Raw genomic sequence first — 17,123 nt, forward strand, 5'->3', positions numbered from 1 at the left:
AGACTGTGACGCCATGACCGTTCTCGACATCCGTCTCTTCGGCGACCCGGTCCTGCGCACTGTCGCGGACCCGGTCGGCGACCCCACCGGCGACGACACCCTGCCCACCCTCATCGACGACATGCTGGATACCATGGACTCCGCCGGGGGAGTCGGCCTGGCGGCGAACCAGGTGGGCCTGACCCGCCGGATCTTCGTCTACGACTGCGACGGCGACCGCGGTCACGTCATCGACCCGGTGTGGAGCGCCGTCGGCGAGGACGAGCAGACCGCGCGGGAGGGGTGCCTGTCGGTTCCCGAAGCCGGCGGCCCGGTGACCAGGTTCGAACGGGTCCGTCTCACCGGTTCCACGGTGGACGGTACCGCGGTGGACCGCGAGGTCGACGGGCTGATGGCCCGCTGCGTGCAGCACGAGACCGACCACCTGGACGGGGTGATGTTCTTCCAGCGCATGGAGCCGGCGGAACGTCGCGCGGTGATGGGTGAGATCCGGGGAAGCGAGTGGTTCAACCGATGAAGATCCTTTTCGCCGGCACGCCCGAGCCTGCCGCGGTGACCCTGGAGTACCTGCTGGAAGAGTCCGACCACGAGGTCGTCGGTGTGCTGACCCAGCCTGATGCCAAGCGTGGACGTGGCCGCACGCTGCACCCCTCGGCCGTGGCGGAGGTGGCCGCGGCCCACGGTGTGCCGGTGCACAAGTTCGCCTCGTTGAAGCCGGGGCACGAGGAGGCCGAGGTGGTGCGTGAGACGTTGCGCGGTTACGCCGCCGACGGTGTGGAGGCCGTGGCGGTGGTGGCCTACGGGCAGATCCTGCCGCAGGACGTGCTGGGGATCTTCCCGCAGGGGTGGATCAACCTGCACTTCTCCCTGCTGCCGCGTTGGCGCGGTGCGGCACCGGTGCAGGCCGCCATCGCCGCCGGTGACACCACCACGGGTGCCTCGACGTTCCGCATCGTGCCCGGGCTGGACGCCGGCCCGGTCACCGGCGAGGTCACCGAGACGATCGGGGTGGAGGACACCGCCGACGACCTGCTGACACGACTGACGTACTCGGGTCGGGTGCTGTTGTCCCAGACGTTGTCGGGGCTGGCCTCCGGCGAGGTCGTCGCCGAGGAGCAGGACGAGACGGGGTCGACGTACGCATCGAAGATCACCAGTGCGCAGGCGCGGGTGGACTGGCGGCGTCCGGCGGCGGTGGTGCAGCGTACCGCGCGTGCGCACACCCCGGCGCCGGGTCCGTGGACGGTGCTCGACGGCGAGCGCTACAAGCTGGGCCTGATGCTTCCGGTGCTCCCGCGCGAAGACGCAGAGGACGCAGCGGGCGACGCACAGCTGGCCCCCGGTGAGCTGCGCGCCACGAAGGACGCGGTGGTCGTGGGCACCGGCGACGGCGTCCTGGAGATCACCCGGATCCAGCCGCCCGGCAAGAAGATGATGGTCGCGGCGGACTGGGCCCGTGGCCGCGGCGACCTGTTCGAAGCATCCCCGGGCACATTCACGGCCACATTCGAGAGTCCGCTAGAGCAGCACGCAGCAGAGGGAGAGTCCTGATGGCAGGTTTCCGCGCACGGTCGACGTCGGGGGACTCCCCGAAGCAGCGTCCGGGGCAGAAGAAGACGTCCGGCGACCACCGTCAGGGTGGTCAGTCAGGCTACCGGCGGCGCAGCGAGTCGCACCGCCAGGAGCACCGCGACGTGGTGGAGAAGCGGGAGAAGCAGGGCAAGCGCGGCTCGGGCGACAAGGTTCGCGACGCCGTCTTCGGCGTGCTGCGCCAGGTCAGTTCGCAGGACGCCTACGCCAACCTGGTGCTGCCCGGGGTGATCCGCTCGGCTGGGTTGAGCGGGCGCGACGCCGCCTTCGCCACCGAGCTGACCTACGGCACCTTGCGTGCCCAGGGGCTGCTGGACGCCGTGATCGCCGAGGCTGCCGGGCGTCCGGTGGGACGCATCGACGAGACGGTGCTGGACGCGCTGCGCCTGGGTGCCTACCAGGTGCTGCGTACCCGCGTCGACGACCATGCGGCGGTGAACACCACCGTGGAGCTGGTCAAGGCCAACGGTGAGGAGAAGGCCGCCGGCTTCACCAACGGTGTGCTGCGCCGGATCACCCGCTCGACGCCGCAGGAGTGGCTGGGCACGGTCACCGCCGGGTTCACCGACCCGGTGGACGCCCTGGCGTTGCGTTACGCCCACCCGACGTGGATCGCCGAGGTGTTCAACACCGCCCTCGGTGGGGCCGCCGGTGAGCCTGCCGCAGAACTGGAGGCGGCGTTGACCGCCGACGACGAGCGTCCGCTGGTGCACCTGGCGGCGCGTCCGGGCCAGATCACCGCCGAGGAGCTCGCCCTGGTCACCGGTGGTGAGGAGGGACGATGGTCGCCGTACGCGGTGTACCTCTCCGAGGGTGACCCGGGGAAGCTGGAGCCGGTGAAGGAGTCGCTGGCCTCGGTGCAGGACGAGGGCAGCCAGCTCATCGCCCTGGCGATGCTGCGCGCCGAGGTCGCCGACGACCAGGGCCGGTGGCTGGACCTGTGCTCGGGGCCGGGCGGCAAGACGGCGTTCCTGGCGTCCTGGGCGATGGGCGACGGGGCACGGGTCGACGCGGTCGAGTCCGCCCCGCACCGCGCGGAGCTGGTCCGCAAGGCCACGCAGGGGCTACCGGTGTCGGTGCACCTCGGCGACGGCCGTGACCTGGCCGGGGTCGAGGGGCTCGAGGTGCCTGGCTCGAAGGATTCCGATGCCGGACGTGTCGGCTTCGACCGCGTGCTGGTGGACGCACCCTGTACGGGGTTGGGCGCGCTGCGTCGGCGTCCGGAGGCACGCTGGCGCAAGTCGGCCGAGGACGTGGCCCCGCTGGTCACCCTGCAGCGTGACCTGCTGCGCTCGGCCGTGTCGGCGACGGCACCGGGCGGGGTGACGGTGTACTCCACCTGCTCGCCGCACCCGGCGGAGACCAGCGCGGTGGTGCGCGCGGTGGCCGAGGAGACCGGCGCGGTCATCGAGGACGCCACCGCACTGTTCCCGGAGCTGGAGGACGTCTCGGGCCCGTTCGTGCAGCTGTGGCCGCACCGTCACGGTACCGACGCGATGTTCTTCGCGGTGCTGCGGCGGGCCTGACACACCTCGGGGCCACAGAGGGGACAGTCCCGACTAGAGTGGGTGCCATGAGTCCTGCGCGCCGTCAGCCCCAGATCGCCCCGTCCATCCTCGCCGCCGACTTCGCGGACATCAGGGGCAGTGTGGCCCTGGTTCCGGGGGCGGACTGGCTGCACATCGACGTGATGGACGGGCACTTCGTGCCGAACCTGAGCTTCGGTCTGCCGGTGGCGGACGCGGTGCGCCGCTCCACGGACACCTTCCTGGACGTGCACCTGATGATCGAGGACCCGGCCCGCTGGGCACCCGACTACGCCGCGTTCGGCAACGTGACCTTCCACCTGGAGGCCGTGGCGGACGTGGACGCCGCGGTCGCCCTGGCCGCCACGTTGCGTGAGGCGGGCACCAGGGCCGGGGTGAGCATCAAACCGGGAACCGCGGTGGAGCCGCTGCTGGACCACCTCGCCGACTTCGACACGGTGCTGGTAATGAGTGTGGAGCCGGGCTTCGGCGGGCAGTCCTTCATGCCTGAGGTGCTGGACAAGGTCCGTGCCCTGCGTGCCCGTATCGACGCCGACGGGCTGGACACCCTCGTAGAGATCGACGGCGGCATCGGACCGGACACGGTGGGCGTCAGCGCGGAGGCCGGGGTGGACGTCTTCGTCGCCGGTTCGAGTGTGTTCGGGGCGGACAACCCCGAGGCCCGGGTGACCGAGCTGCGGAACACTGCCGCGCAGGCGGTCGCCGGGGCATGACGGACCCGCTCGTCGACCGACTGTCGACTCTGCTTTCCGAGGCAGGTGTCGGGGAGCCTGCGGAGGCTAAGTCCTGGGAGGCCGAGTCACTGGCTGCCGCGGTGCTGCAGGCGGACGCCGCCGGCCAGGAGGTCCGCGGGACGACCTCGCCGAACCCGCCGGTCGGCGCGGTGGTGCTGGACGCCCAGGGGACCGTTGTCGGTGTCGGGGCGACGAGCCCTCCCGGTGGTGCCCACGCCGAGGTCAACGCTCTGACTGCCGCAGGGGAGCGGGCACGTGGGGGAACGGCCGTGGTGACCCTGGAGCCCTGCAACCACACCGGACGCACGGGCCCGTGCAGTCAGGCACTGCTGGCGGCCGGCGTGGCGCGCGTGGTGTTCGTCTTCGCCGACCCGGGCGAGACACAGGGTGGGGGAGCGGAGTATCTCCGCGCCGCCGGGGTGGAGGTCATCGGACCGCTGGTGGGAGACACCGGGCGCCTGGCGGGAGTGCCCGTGTTCAGCGTGGAGCCGTGGTTGGCGGCACAGCGCCTGGGCCGGCCGCACGTGACGGTGAAGTACGCCGCCACGATGGACGGTTTCGCCGCGGCCACGGACGGCACGTCGCAGTGGATCACCGGCGAGGTTGCCCGACAGCGGGTCCACCAGGACCGTGCACGCCGTGACGCGATCCTCGTGGGGACGGGGACGGTAGTCGCGGATGATCCACGCCTCACCGCCCGGCGGGCGGACGGATCCCTGTACGACCACCAGCCGCTGCGGATCGTGGTGGGAACCTCGGACCTGGCCGAGGACGCGTCGATCCGCCCTGCCCTGCACCTGCAGACCCGCGACCTGGCTGCGGTCCTAACGGAATTGTGGGACAGAGACGTGGTGGATGTCCTGGTGGAGGGCGGCCCGCACCTGACGGCGGCATTCGTGGCGGCCGGTCTGGTAGACGCGGTGGAGGCCTACACCGCCCCGGCACTACTGGGGGCGGGTTTGCCGGCGGTCGTGGCACCGCAGGGTGCGACGACCACGATGGCAGGCATCCACCGGTTCACGTTGAGGTCGGCAGAGACCATCGGCGGGGATGTGCTGATCGTGACAACGCGAGATTGCACCTATAGAGATCTCTAAATCTACATCAGAAACAGATTGATGGCAGATGCAACATCAACACGAGAAGTCCCAACATTCCAGGTAACATAATTCCCAACTGTCCGAACTCATCAAGAAAAGCGGGCAGCCAAGTACAGGCAGCGACACCCGGCAATATCGATGGGCTTAAGGCGGAAGTCCAACTCACGCTCTCGATGGTTGCTGCCGATCTTGAAGACAATGAAAGCCTCGGACTGTTAATCGCCGAATCAGAAGAAGAATGGTCACCCCCACTTGTCCGGATGATTTTCCAGTACAAGGATGACGAATGCAGCAATCCGGATGATACTCTGGATCCAATCCAAGGCTGGATCGATTCCCCGCCAGGTTCCGGCTTCCTGGCCGAATCGGCAACAGAGAACGAACCCTAGTTCTCGCTATTGGGATGGACGTCAACGAATAGGCAGTATTAACCACGGACTCCGTCGACAATGTACAAGGAGCTCAATACCCGCCCGTGAGCGACTTTCGGACAATCCACCGAGTAGAGAAATAGATGGTACCAGAATGAATTCCGTACTTAGTCCTTCGACCGTACTACTACTGGACCGGCTGGAAATCGAAGTTGGCGATGAACTCGGGTCGCGACGCCTGCTTCTAAAGTACGCTCAACAAGACGAAGATTTCTACAATGTCTCGGAATTGATCAATTCTTTGAGGGTTGATGGCAGTTCGGGTGTGGTTCATTGTCTGGACTACGAAGACACATACAATATTCTCGCACGCCGCCTCGATGAAGGTGTGCAAAGCGAGAAACAGAGAAGATTCGACGAGATAGCCTTCTCAGTTATAGATGCAGTCGACCAGATGAGAGGGGAAAGAATACCCAAGGATAGGCTTCTAGTATGCGCCGAGGCATTGATAGGGGTGGACTTCGACAAAACTAGACTCGAAAAAGCCCTGGAGGAGATTCTTGAATAAGCGATAGCAGCAACGCGATCATCAATGATGGATACTCAAAATAAGGATAGCTGACTCTTACCCTCGGAGAACAAGCGGCTGTTCGTGTACAAAGTGCGTTGATCCGGTCGCGGAGTTGCCCGGAGTGGATCAGCGACCTCAAGATGTAGTGGTCCAGATTTCGGAACCCCAGTGCAATCGCGCGCAGGTGCTCCAACCTCCCGTTGACGGCGTCGACGGGTTACGTCCTTTAGTGTGGTGTACCTGTAAGTCCTCGTGACCACCCCAGCAAGGACTACGGTGGTGGTCACCAGCCACAGCTCGCGTAAACCCCTGGTCCGCGAGTTGGCCTACGGCGCGACCGGTCAGGTCCGCGACTTCACTTGTTCCGACGAGCCGGGCTACCGGTGGGCGTACATCTACGACGGCCTGGCCCGTCGTGTGGCCAAGGAGAAGATCCACAGCACCAGTGGGGAAGTGGTGCACCGGGTGGCGTTCGTCCACGACGGCGATTCCCTCGTCGCCGAGCAGTCCACCATCGACGACCCCAGCGATACGTCCGCTGGTCACCCGGCAGCTGCTCGTCGCGGCGGGTTGGTGTGGGTCACCGACCCCGCCACCGGCGAGCTGCTCGGCCAGATCACCCTGACAGCCAGCAGGAACAGCGCCCTGGTCGCACCAGTGCAAGGTCGGTGGAGTGGCAGTGGCGCCGCGGGTGCGGCGACCGCACCCCAACACCAGGTGGACGCGGTGTTCCACGCCATGGTCACCGACCTGGCCTCTGCCCCGCGCGAGCTGATCGACCCGGACACCGGGAAGGCGGCCGACCGGGTAGTGCAGTCACTGTACGGCCGACGCACCTGGCATGGTGAAGTCGCCTGCCCGTTGCTGTTCGCCGGACAGTACGAGGACGCTGAGTCGGGGTGGGTGTACAACCGGTTCCGCTACTATGACCCCACAGCCGGAATCTACAGCACCCAAGACCCCCTAGGCGTAGCACCACGCTTAGCTGCGGCCCAAGGATACGTGGGGCACGCTTGGATCACCATCGATGTCTTTGGACTACACGGTTGCGGTGACCAACTCTCCATGTACAGGGACCGTGGAAATCAAGCAAGAGATGAACTAGCAGGAAGATTCCCTGGCTCACAGACGGTAATTTGTATGGACTCAGGACTAAGCGGGACAAAGACAAACGGGCAACACATGACTGGCGAACACTACATCGACGTCTACCTACCAGAGGACGAAGTGGGAATGGAACAAAAGACAGGAAAAGCAACTGGACGATCGTTCATAAAACACCAAGTCGACAAAGACATCGCACTTGTCAACGGAGGACAACTTCAGGAAGCAAGGTGGTACGGTGATCCACTATGCGCCTCGCACGATCCTTCGACCGGACAATATCTACCGGACGACCAATACACTAGGGGAATGAGGGACCACCTCGAGAGCAGTGGATTCGCTTGGAACGGAAACGAAGGCTACTACGCATACAGCAGGTAGAAAGGGGACAGCATTATGACAACCAGTTCTGCGCAAATCGAAAATTTCCTGCAAGAGTACGAACTCTTTTCTCCGGGAAAAGCCCTTGACAATTCGGAAAGCACTCTCAAGGAACGCAAAAACCAGATCGAATACTTCAAGTCAGTAGAGCCCGAACGGATCGAACTGATTGAGCAATGCGTCTCCAACTCGTGTCCAGCCGAGACCCTAGAGAAAAAGATCGAGATACTATTTGACGTAGGTGTTTCCTTGAGGGCGTCTCCCGATTACCAGCAGTCCGGAAGGAAGAGTAGCGACACCACGTTTTGCTTTCACAGCCTAGGATGGGACTTTGGGTTTATATTACATCAATACCTGGCAGTATTTAATGACGCGATCGACTGGCGAACCATTGAAAAAGGAGGGAGAAGGTTTGCCTTCTGGCGACAGACCGTTCTCGCGGTTCCCAACTACACAACCGCCGTCGGATTCATCAATCCCTATCAAAAGTTTATCGCACCGATAAACCACATGTGGAAGAACAATACTCCAACGTTTGTGGATTATTCAGAACGACTGAACAGAAATCTCATTCATTCTTTCGGCATCGCGTTCCCTCAACAATAGTACTCGAGATAACGAATCTCGGCCGCACAACGGGTCTCGTTTCTGACGGTGAGGAAATCCGCGAGTTGTAGGAACTATCCCGGCAGGAATCGCCATTATCTTGCTTCTTCCCAGTTTGCCGGCTCTTCGCGATACGGAGTGCATAGCTGAGGGTGGGGCCGATGCGGTGTGGCACAACATATAGAGGCCCTGGCCGGTACAAGATGAGAGTTGCGAAGCCATCATCTGAAACGAACCAGGACCCTAGAAGTGCACACTACTGGCAGCCTCGACGCCGCACTCTTCACGACGCACCGTTGAAATCGGATTGACCATACCTAACGCCGTCGACGCTGACCCGGTAGCCATCGACGAGCAGTGCCCCTTGCTGCGAACACCCAGGTGTGCGGCGAGATCACCTCACCAGGCAACTGGTGGGCCTACCCGTGGCCGGTTTTCCCGACCAGACTTCACGTCGGTATCGCACGGTTCACCCGCGCCAACGAGGCTTGCTGTCGGAAGATATTCCAGACGTCGCTGGCGCGCGCTGTGCACGGTCACCAAGCCTATCTCGCGTAAACCCCTGGTCCGCGAGTTCGCCTACGGCGCGACCGCGCAGGTCCGCGGCTTCACCTGTTCCGACGCCCCGGACTACCGGTGGGCGTACATCTACGACGGCCTGGCCCGTCGTGTGGCCAAGGAGAAGATCCACAGCACCAGTGGGCAAGTGGTGCACCGTGTGGTGTTCATCCACGACGGCGACTCCCTCGTCGTCGAGCAGTCCACCATCGACGACCCCGGCCATACTTGCGCAGAGCGTCCGGCCACTGCTCGTCGCGGCGGGTTAGTGTGGGTCACCGACCCCGCCACCGGCGAGCTGCTCGGCCAGATCACCCTGACAGCCAGCAGGACCAGCGAGTCGGTCGCACCAGTGCAAGGCCGGTGGAGCGGGGCCGCGGGGGCGGCCACCGCACCCCAACACCAGGTGGATGCGGTGTTCCACGCCATGGTCGCCGACCGGGCCTCTGCCCCGCGTGAACTGATCGGCACAGACACAGGGAGGGTGGCCGGGTGGGTGGTGCAGTCACTGTATGGGAGGCGCGCCTGGCACGGTGAAGTGTCGTGCCCGGTGCTGTTCGCCGGGCAGTACGAGGACGCTGAGCCGGGGTGGGTGTACAACCGGTTCCGGTACTATGACTCCACAACTGGAATCTACAGCGCCCAGGACCCATTGGGCGTGGCACCACGGCTCGCCGGACCACGAAGATACGTCGACAACACGCTCTGTCTGATTGCCTTCTTCGGACTACAGTCTTGCCGAGTGACAATGAAAGAACTCGAAGGTTACGGTGTAGACAAAGCGTCCCAACAGGACGTGGCAGATTATCTCAATCACGAAGGAAACTTCAACAAAAACGACGCCCGCAGAAGTATATTCAGCCGCCGACAGGAATGAAAATATGAATTACGGCGACATAACGAATGATCTGGACCGGAGAGCCATTGAGCACGGAAGCAGATTCGGCTCAGTAATGCGGCCTATGAGTTTTCGATGATGTACTACCCTTCGGCGCAGGGACAGCCTCACACGACACGAGGAATTGAGCAGCATTATATATCCAGCGGCGGAAAGGCGATTGAAGGACTCTTGCTAAATACAGTTAACTCGATCGACGCCAATCGGAGTATATTGCACGGGGCAGAAAAGTGGGCGAGTGAATTCCTCGAAAGGAAGTGAAACGATATGAGACTGCATCAAGTATCCGTACATACTGAGAATGCTAGAGTTCGGCCCACGCAAGGCGCTATCTTAGGTTTTGAGACTTCTATTGGCGAGCTTCACCTCCATATACTTATCGATAAATACCAACGGGGATGGGCTCCGCTTGCCGCAGTCCCGACAAGTCCACACAATCGGACGATTATGGAAAATAACGGCATCATAATTCCGGAAATCTTTCAAAAGTGGCTACTTCCTCCACTGCAGTTAATGAGGGAGTCATTTAGCGCTGGAGGCTGCTTTGTTCGGCGTGGAAAAGGGAGCGAATACAGCCCTCCCAAGAACATCGTTGACCTCGCCGACTGGCCTAGCTATTCGCCATTTATCAACGGATATATTCCTGCGAAGATGTTGGCGGCCGAGGGAGTTTCCGACATCTCCTCCGAACCTGACCGTACGGAATGGAACCTCCGGCTTTGGCAAAGCGGTAGTGGTGCTCGTAAAGCTACGCCCGCAGAAATGCATTATCAGGTGGTACCTGAGATCATATTCTCGCTAGAACTTTTCGACCTCTTCATTGCCAGAATGATCTCATCTCTTGGAAACGATAATCTACCGATCGAAGCTATCGATTCGACCATCCGGTAGATTAAATAGAGATCAGTATCGCAGCATATCACGGACGTCTCTCTGCATAGAGCGATCGCGGAACTTGAGTTTTATCAATATTCAGGACTGTTGCACTATCGGGTGACAGTGTAGTGTCAGGCAGCGAGGCCGATCTTAGTGTTAATGATGGACTCGTATTCGATCGGAAAGGGTAGAGAAGTCACCTTGCTCGACTCAGTCAACCCAACTAGTCAGAATAGAAATATCTTGACTAGAGTCGCGAAGTGATCAGCCGGATTCCTTGGAAAGAATTAGAAGGTAATGAAGCTACATCAAATATCTGTGCACACTGAAAATCCAAGGGTTCTCCCTACTGAGGGTGCGATTTTCAGATTTGAGTCGAATGTCGGAGATCTAAACCTACACGTATTAAGGCAAAAATACCAACGTGGATGGGCGCCGCTGGTTGGCATCCCTGCAAGTCGGAGTAATTGCGAGACCCTCGAATCGGAAGGCCTCCATCTGCCGGACAGATTCTCTGAATGGATACTTCCCCCACTTCAGTTGATGAAAGAATCGTTCGGCCCCGGGACCTGCTTCCTTCGAATAAAGGAAAAGAGCGACAATATTTTCCCCGACAGCTTCATAGACCTTATCGGATGGCCCGCATATTCTCCCTATATTAATAGCTACGTTCCGGCGAGTATAATTAATGAAGCTCAGGGGGCCGATATATCCTCAGGTCCCGACCGCAGTGAATGGGACCTGCGGGTGTGGCAAGGGGGAAGGATCAATCGTCCTGCGAAACCAGACGAAAGAGATCGTCAAGTCGTACCGGCGACGATTTGCTCGTTTGCACTTTTTGATTTTTTTCTCGCAAGATCGCTTGCCAGTATTGGAAGCGAAGATCTTCCCACGCGGGCGATCGACACGAGAATATGAATTAGTGGTTCTGGAGAGATGTTATTTAACGGCGGCGTACCTAGTGCGTTCTCGAATATTTCATGTTAAGGCGCCTTCTGATTTCGAAAACCACTAGCTTATAGCGCCGAGTCGTGGCTGCCCCAGCTGACCCACGCCGATGGCACGGGGATTTGGAGCGCCTACGACGGTGAGGGCAACCTCGTCGCCTCGATCACCGAGATCGGCGCGACCACGACCACCGAGTTCACCGTGTTCGACAACCCGACCGTGGCCACGGATGCCTCCGGGGTGTCGACGAGGTTGGTGTACGGCACTCAGATGAAACCGGCCGCGGTGGTTCACACCGGCGGGCACCTCCGGGACGTCACCCGCGGCCTCGCCGGAATCGTTGTCGCCGGGATTGGTTGCAAGGGATTGCACACAGACTTTGACAGCAAGCAAGCCGAGCGGTAATCCGCCCTGTGCCTCGATGTGCTTTCGGATGCCCCCGGCTGCGCATGGAGGGACGGCTAGCTTCTGTACACCCTCCCGAGAATCCTCTCGTACATCGTGATCGCCTGAGGGGTCGTGGGAACGGTCAACGGCGCGTGAGCGTCCCGGCCCCGTCCCACTGCAGGAAGACAGACGGTATCGGTAATCGCCCCTGAGTCGTTGGCACCGACAGTTGCGACTGTCACCCTCTGCTGGTCCGCCAGCTCGCTCAACTGATGCCCTCGCTGATAGAGCCAACCATGACCCCGGTGATGTTCATCTGCGATCAACAGCACGTGTGTCGACAGGCCGATCGCTGTTGCGATGGTGTCCGGACGGCACGTGAAAGGCGGGTTGATCACCACCGACGGCCACCGGTGCTGTACCCGCCTCACCACCGAGCCAAGCACGTCTGGGAAGATCTCCCCGCGACCGCCCTTCCAACAGCTCAACAACGGAACAGCGCCCTGCCGGTCCACGTAGGACTCGATGGTTCGTCTCGTGAGCTCCCGCTGCGGTGCCAGCGCCAGAGTGATCAGGTCCGCCCCGTCGCCGGCTCCCAGCGGATCCCGGAGCGGTTGATTCACCGCCGAACAGACGACTCCCGCGTCGCCGTCGCTGCTCGTCGCGGCCGGATAGCGTGGGCTATCTTCCCCAGCACCGGCGAGCTGCTGGCCAGATGATCCTGGCTGCCAACGACCTCGGCGCTCCGGTCACACCGACGCCAGGTGGGTGGAGTGGCAGCGGCACTATTGCGGCCACTGCGCACCAGCGCAAAGAGGATGAAGTGTTCCTCCAGATGGTCAGTGATCTCGCCTTTGCCCCGCGCCGGTCGACCGCCGCGGAGAACGAGTAGCTCGTTCGCCGAGGGGCGCAGCGACCTTGCAGGCGTCGTACCTGACAAAGTGAAGTCTGCTTCCTATTGATGTCCGCCGGTCAGTACCAGGATGCAGAGTCGCAGTGGGTGTCCAAGCGCCTCCGGTACTATGACCCCACAGTCGAAATCTACGGCGAGCAAGACGTCCTAGGCCTTGAAGCGAGACTTGCCGCGGCGCAAGGATAGGTCAATAACACCCTGGAATTATTGGACTCACATCACTTAATTCATTGTATAATACCTACGCCGCAAATTCGTAAACCCAAAGGCCTGCCCTGGCTGTTGTTGAATAAATCAATCCGTGGAATCTGTAGTGAGACAAACAAGGCTCAAGAGCACGACTATCGGTAGATTATCAGCCGGAAAGGAGTTCGCATCTTATCGTCGTATCAAAGACAGCAAACGACTCGGTAGTGATACCGTACTGAAATGCCAACGTCCATCAGGCGTATAGCCTTTGAGTCCTGAGATTTCTTTCCGCGACGTTGCGGGATACGAACACGAAGAAGAACTACTCAAATTCTTTCCAAAATGGAGCGACTAAAGAGATCATACGGTGGCCACAACAAGGGCTTCCTTCCGTGGAGCCTGCGCGCCACATACGAGTAATATTTCAGTTCCTGCTAGCATCTCAATTATTGGGAGATACGATCATCGAAATAATGTTGGAATCAGCAACCAAAAAAGTCGCACTCGAACGTCTCGAATCCTTAGGGATTGAAGATGCAATCAAAGCGACTTTACTCAAATTCGTAGCTCACTTCGGAGGTTCCCAAACCACTCAAGAGATAATCGGAAGCATTACGGTAGACCCGAATACGGGAAAGGTGGAGGCAGCCGACTACTACCAGCTCATGATTTCCTTGTCCGAGAAACTCGAGTTCCCCCAGCCGGACTTTGATCAGTTCCTAGTAGATATGGCCGAGAGCGTGGCTCTTCAGCAAATTCCATTAATGAGGAGCCAAGAAACCGACGTTGACAAATACCTGTCCGTTTGCGAGAACCTTGTCAGCTCTTACTTTCCGGAGGAGGAATTACTAAGGCTAATTGACTCTGTAGAGTAATACCGGCACCGTCGTTTCCTTCAAGCCGGTTCGGCGAAATAGGCTCACCAAGCGGACAACTAGCAACGTTCGAAAAGAACGTAGGAATAGGGAAGCGACATCGGATTTTTGCATACTATCGAAAATAGGCTCGCTTGGCATAGATTCGTTGGCAGCAGTGCCCGCAAGCGCTCACAACCGTAGAGTGGCTCTCCGCAAGGCTGAGCGCGAAGGTGTTCCTGACTTCCAATCATTCACAAGATCCCCTGCACCAGCGACCATCCGTTCAGGACTGTGACCAGCGCGTCCAAGAGCAAACCACCACCGACCTGACGGACCGTTCTGCCCGCAGTCGATGCTGCGGGCCGGCGTGGGGTGGAGATCCGACCGGCCACCCCGCAGCCGGTGTGCCCCGCTTCACAGGCACCCCGGCAACTGTCCTACACTGAACAGTTATGTTCACCGGAATCGTCGAGGAGACGGGCACGGTCGCCGAGGTAGACGGCACCGAAGACGCCCAGCGCATCCGCATCGCCTGCAGCAACGTCCTGCAGGACGCCACCCACGGGGCGTCCATCAGCGTCAACGGTGTCTGCCTCACCGTGACCGAGTTCGACCCCACCGGCTTCTGGGCCGACTGCATGAAGGTCACCCTCGACTACACGGCCCTGGGTGCCGCGCACCCCGGCGACCGGGTCAACCTGGAGCGCGCCACGCCGGCCGGCGGGCGTCTCGGCGGCCACATCGTCCAGGGCCACGTCGACGGCACCGCCGAGCTCCTTTCCCGCACCCCGGGCAGCGAGTGGGAGGTCTTCCGCTTCGAACTCACCGGCGCCAGCGCCGAGCTCGCCCGCTACGTCGCCAAGAAGGGCAGCATCGCCGTCAACGGTGTCTCCCTCACCGTGGCTGAGGTGGGCCCCGTCAGCGACCCCTGGTTCGAGGTCTCCCTGATCCCCACCACCCTCGCCGAGACCATGCTCGGCGACCTCAACACCGGCGACACCGTCAATATCGAGTGCGACGTACTCTCCAAGTACCTCGAACGACTGTCCCAGGCAAAAGGAGACGCCCAGTGAGCGACCTCACCAACCCCACCAGCGGCACCCACGGCTCCAGCACGGACCGGAGCCAGACTGGAGACCGCGGCAGCCTGCTCGACCCCGTCGAGGACGCCATCAGCGACATCGCCGCCGGCAAGCCCGTGGTCGTCGTCGACGACGAGGACCGGGAGAACGAGGGCGACATCATCTTCGCCGCCGAGACCGCCACCGCCGAGACCGTGGCCTTCACTGTCCGGCACTCCTCGGGCTACATCTGCGCCGCCGTTCCCGACAGTGAGGCCGACCGGCTCGGCCTGCCGCCCATGGTCGCCCGCAACGAGGACGTCCGCGGCACCGCCTACACCGTCACCGTCGACGCCGCCGAGGGCATCACCACCGGCATCAGCGCCACCGACCGTGCCCGCACCCTGCGCCTGCTCGCCGACCCCACGTCCACCCGCGAGAGCTTCCACCGTCCCGGGCACGTCGTGCCGCTGCGGGCGAAGAAGGGCGGAGTACTCGAACGCGGCGGGCACACCGAGGCCTCCGTGGACCTCGCCCGCGCCGCCGGGCTGCGTCCGGCCGGTGTTCTCTGCGAGGTCGTCTCCGAGGAGGACCCGACCGGCATGGCACGCCTGCCGGAGCTGCGCCGTTTCTGCGACGAGCACGGCCTGTCGTTGATCTCCATCGAGCAGCTCGCCGACTGGCGCCGCGTGCACACCCCGGTGGTGGCCCGCAGCGTGGAGGCCCGCCTGCCCACCCGCTACGGCAACTTCCACGCCGTGGCCTACAACGGCCTGATCGACGGGGTCGAGCACGTCGCACTGGTCGCCGGTGCCACAGGAGACACAGGCAACTTCAACGGCGCCGAGGACGTCCTGGTGCGTATCCACTCCGAGTGTCTCACCGGCGACATCTTCGGCTCCCTGCGCTGCGACTGTGGCGAGCAGCTCTCCACCTCCCTGGACCGCATCGCCGAGGCCGGCAGCGGGGTACTGGTGTACCTGCGCGGCCAGGAGGGCCGCGGCATCGGCCTGGTGCCGAAGCTCAAGGCCTACAACCTGCAGGACCAGGGGCTGGACACCGTCGACGCCAACACCGCCCAGGGACTGCCGGTGGACTCGCGCGAGTACAGCGCCGCCGCCCAGATCCTGCGCGACCTCGGCGTGGGCTCGGTGGCCCTGCTGTCGAACAACCCCGGCAAGCGCCTCGACCTGGAACGCCACGGTATCCCGGTGACCCGCCGGGTGCCCGTGGAGCTGCCCGCCAACCCGGAGAACGAGGCCTACCTGCGCACCAAGCGTGACCGCATGGGCCACCAGATCGACTCGCTGACCCCCGCCGCCCACTAGCACCGCCCACCAGCCACGACACTCCTAAGGAGCCACCCATGCCCTCGGACGGACTCGCCGACATCACCCTCACCCGCGACGCCGGGGCGGGCTACCGCATCGCCGTGGTCACCGCCTCCTGGAACGCCGAGGTCACCGACCGGCTGCACGAGCACGCCGTGACCGCCCTGCGCCAGGCCGGAGCCTACGTCGGGCAGTGGCGCGTCGCCGGTGCCGTCGAACTGCCCGTCGTGGCCGCGGAGGCGGCGAAGAACTTCGACGCCGTCGTCGCCAACGGCTGCGTCATCCGTGGGGAGACCGCCCACTTCGACCACGTGTGCAACGCCGTGACTTACGGGCTGACCCGCGTCTCCCTGGACTGCGGAAAACCCGTCGGCAACGGTGTGCTCACCGTGGAGAACCAGGCCCAGGCCGTCGCCCGCGCCGGCGGCGACGGGGCCGTGGAGGACAAGGGGGCGGACGCCGCCCGCGCCGTCCTGCACTCGCTGCTGGTGCTGCGCGACATCCGCGCGGCACGCTGAGCGCGGTTTCGTCGTGGTCCGTGACCGGGGGTAGGCTGGTGACCCGTGAGCAGCTCTGAATCAGTGTCCCAGTCCGCTGTGGCCGACGGTGCGGTAGACGGCACGGCCACCGGCGCGACCCCCGGTCGCGCGGGCCGTCCGGAGTGGCTGCTGACCGTCACCTCCACCAGCCTGCGGTGGTGGGCGGTCATCGGTGCGGTCGTGGTCATGGCCGTGCACATCTTCATGGCCATCGTCTCCGGGGTGGGGGATACCGGCGCCACGGTCAGCAGCGTGGACCAGTGGGCGTTCATCGGCATCGGCGTGATCATCTCCGCCGCGGTGCTGATGCTGCTGCGCCCCCGGGTGCGCGTCAGCGAGGACGGGGTGGAGGTCCGCAACATCTTCGGCGCCCAGTTCTACCACTGGTCAATCATCCACGGACTGTCCTTCCCCCGTAAGGCCCGCTGGGCCCGCCTGGAACTGCCGGACTTCGAGTTCGTGCCCATGATGGCCTTCCAGGTCGCCGACCGGTCCACGATCGCCAAGAAGGTGGAGGACTTCCGCGTCCTCGAGGACCGCTACATGCCCGACGAGTAGGGGA

Annotated in this window: 17 protein-coding genes; 16 read left to right on the forward strand and 1 reads right to left on the reverse strand. The window is 62.5% G+C overall.

All coding sequences use genetic code 11. The features are described 5' to 3' along the window. Positions 1–13 precede the first annotated feature (13 nt). The 11 genes from def to ACT3SZ_RS05780 all read left to right on the forward strand — a co-directional run bounded on the left by def (position 14) and on the right by ACT3SZ_RS05780 (position 10,351). Entirely contained in the window at positions 14–517 is a 504-nt protein-coding gene (gene def / locus ACT3SZ_RS05730; RefSeq protein ID WP_444617376.1) for a peptide deformylase, read from the forward strand. Continuing rightward, positions 514–1,551 carry a methionyl-tRNA formyltransferase gene (gene fmt, locus ACT3SZ_RS05735; protein ID WP_444617378.1) on the forward strand — a complete coding sequence of 346 codons (1,038 nt, stop codon included), beginning with the start codon at positions 514–516 and terminating at the stop codon, positions 1,549–1,551. Before def ends, fmt begins: the two co-directional genes overlap by 4 nt. Next, a complete protein-coding gene (locus tag ACT3SZ_RS05740) occupies positions 1,551–3,116 on the forward strand; it encodes an RsmB/NOP family class I SAM-dependent RNA methyltransferase (RefSeq protein ID WP_444617380.1) in 1,566 nt (521 codons plus the stop codon). Before fmt ends, ACT3SZ_RS05740 begins: the two co-directional genes overlap by 1 nt. Before the next feature lie 47 nt (positions 3,117–3,163). Further along, positions 3,164–3,850: a ribulose-phosphate 3-epimerase gene (rpe, locus tag ACT3SZ_RS05745; protein WP_444617381.1), complete on the forward strand. Its 687-nt coding sequence runs from the start codon at positions 3,164–3,166 to the stop codon at positions 3,848–3,850. Next, positions 3,847–4,968: a bifunctional diaminohydroxyphosphoribosylaminopyrimidine deaminase/5-amino-6-(5-phosphoribosylamino)uracil reductase RibD gene (gene ribD / locus ACT3SZ_RS05750; RefSeq protein WP_444617382.1), complete on the forward strand. Its 1,122-nt coding sequence runs from the start codon at positions 3,847–3,849 to the stop codon at positions 4,966–4,968. The genes rpe and ribD overlap by 4 nt, the downstream gene beginning before the upstream one ends. A gap of 176 nt (positions 4,969–5,144) precedes the next feature. Next, positions 5,145–5,360, forward strand: a complete 216-nt coding sequence (locus ACT3SZ_RS05755; protein ID WP_444617383.1) for a hypothetical protein — start codon at positions 5,145–5,147, stop codon at positions 5,358–5,360. Positions 5,361–5,496: 136 nt separating this feature from the next. Beyond that, entirely contained in the window at positions 5,497–5,910 is a 414-nt protein-coding gene (locus ACT3SZ_RS05760) for a hypothetical protein (RefSeq protein WP_444617384.1), read from the forward strand. 282 nt (positions 5,911–6,192) lie between these two features. Then, positions 6,193–7,398, forward strand: a complete 1,206-nt coding sequence (locus tag ACT3SZ_RS05765) for an RHS repeat-associated core domain-containing protein (protein WP_444617385.1) — start codon at positions 6,193–6,195, stop codon at positions 7,396–7,398. A gap of 15 nt (positions 7,399–7,413) precedes the next feature. Beyond that, complete coding sequence (locus ACT3SZ_RS05770) at positions 7,414–8,004, forward strand: hypothetical protein (protein WP_444617386.1); 591 nt, start codon at positions 7,414–7,416, stop codon at positions 8,002–8,004. A 670-nt stretch (positions 8,005–8,674) separates the two neighbouring features. Next, positions 8,675–9,439 (forward strand): RHS repeat-associated core domain-containing protein, encoded by a 765-nt coding sequence (locus ACT3SZ_RS05775; protein ID WP_444617387.1) that lies wholly within the window; start codon positions 8,675–8,677, stop codon positions 9,437–9,439. Positions 9,440–9,907: 468 nt separating this feature from the next. Next, complete coding sequence (locus ACT3SZ_RS05780; RefSeq protein WP_444617388.1) at positions 9,908–10,351, forward strand: hypothetical protein; 444 nt, start codon at positions 9,908–9,910, stop codon at positions 10,349–10,351. Positions 10,352–11,415: 1,064 nt separating this feature from the next. Here the strand turns inward: ACT3SZ_RS05780 and ACT3SZ_RS05785 are convergent. Then, positions 11,416–11,550, reverse strand: a complete 135-nt coding sequence (locus ACT3SZ_RS05785; protein ID WP_444617389.1) for a hypothetical protein — start codon at positions 11,548–11,550, stop codon at positions 11,416–11,418. Between the two features lie 1,672 nt (positions 11,551–13,222). Here ACT3SZ_RS05785 and ACT3SZ_RS05790 point away from each other — a divergent pair. From ACT3SZ_RS05790 to ACT3SZ_RS05810, 5 genes are all read left to right on the forward strand, one after another. After that, positions 13,223–13,648, forward strand: a complete 426-nt coding sequence (locus ACT3SZ_RS05790) for a hypothetical protein (protein WP_444617390.1) — start codon at positions 13,223–13,225, stop codon at positions 13,646–13,648. A 434-nt stretch (positions 13,649–14,082) separates the two neighbouring features. Then, positions 14,083–14,703: a riboflavin synthase gene (locus ACT3SZ_RS05795; protein ID WP_444617391.1), complete on the forward strand. Its 621-nt coding sequence runs from the start codon at positions 14,083–14,085 to the stop codon at positions 14,701–14,703. Between the two features lie 74 nt (positions 14,704–14,777). After that, complete coding sequence (locus ACT3SZ_RS05800; RefSeq protein WP_444617660.1) at positions 14,778–16,019, forward strand: bifunctional 3,4-dihydroxy-2-butanone-4-phosphate synthase/GTP cyclohydrolase II; 1,242 nt, start codon at positions 14,778–14,780, stop codon at positions 16,017–16,019. A gap of 38 nt (positions 16,020–16,057) precedes the next feature. Then, positions 16,058–16,540, forward strand: a complete 483-nt coding sequence (gene ribH / locus ACT3SZ_RS05805) for a 6,7-dimethyl-8-ribityllumazine synthase (RefSeq protein ID WP_444617393.1) — start codon at positions 16,058–16,060, stop codon at positions 16,538–16,540. Between the two features lie 45 nt (positions 16,541–16,585). Next, complete coding sequence (locus ACT3SZ_RS05810) at positions 16,586–17,119, forward strand: PH domain-containing protein (RefSeq protein WP_444617395.1); 534 nt, start codon at positions 16,586–16,588, stop codon at positions 17,117–17,119. Positions 17,120–17,123 lie beyond the last annotated feature (4 nt).

Origin of the sequence: Corynebacterium sp. AOP40-9SA-29, from assembly GCF_052377405.1 — a bacterium.
GTDB lineage: Bacteria > Actinomycetota > Actinomycetes > Mycobacteriales > Mycobacteriaceae > Corynebacterium.

What these genes read in the sequence shown, in the direction of transcription:
- def (WP_444617376.1), top strand. Translation starts at nt 14, where the DNA reads ATGACCGTTCTCGACATCCGTCTCTTCGGCGACCCGGTCCTGCGCACT.
- fmt (WP_444617378.1), top strand. Translation starts at nt 514, where the DNA reads ATGAAGATCCTTTTCGCCGGCACGCCCGAGCCTGCCGCGGTGACCCTG.
- ACT3SZ_RS05740 (WP_444617380.1), top strand. Translation starts at nt 1,551, where the DNA reads ATGGCAGGTTTCCGCGCACGGTCGACGTCGGGGGACTCCCCGAAGCAG.
- rpe (WP_444617381.1), top strand. Translation starts at nt 3,164, where the DNA reads ATGAGTCCTGCGCGCCGTCAGCCCCAGATCGCCCCGTCCATCCTCGCC.
- ribD (WP_444617382.1), top strand. Translation starts at nt 3,847, where the DNA reads ATGACGGACCCGCTCGTCGACCGACTGTCGACTCTGCTTTCCGAGGCA.
- ACT3SZ_RS05755 (WP_444617383.1), top strand. Translation starts at nt 5,145, where the DNA reads ATGGTTGCTGCCGATCTTGAAGACAATGAAAGCCTCGGACTGTTAATC.
- ACT3SZ_RS05760 (WP_444617384.1), top strand. Translation starts at nt 5,497, where the DNA reads ATGAATTCCGTACTTAGTCCTTCGACCGTACTACTACTGGACCGGCTG.
- ACT3SZ_RS05770 (WP_444617386.1), top strand. Translation starts at nt 7,414, where the DNA reads ATGACAACCAGTTCTGCGCAAATCGAAAATTTCCTGCAAGAGTACGAA.
- ACT3SZ_RS05780 (WP_444617388.1), top strand. Translation starts at nt 9,908, where the DNA reads ATGGAAAATAACGGCATCATAATTCCGGAAATCTTTCAAAAGTGGCTA.
- ACT3SZ_RS05795 (WP_444617391.1), top strand. Translation starts at nt 14,083, where the DNA reads ATGTTCACCGGAATCGTCGAGGAGACGGGCACGGTCGCCGAGGTAGAC.
- ribH (WP_444617393.1), top strand. Translation starts at nt 16,058, where the DNA reads ATGCCCTCGGACGGACTCGCCGACATCACCCTCACCCGCGACGCCGGG.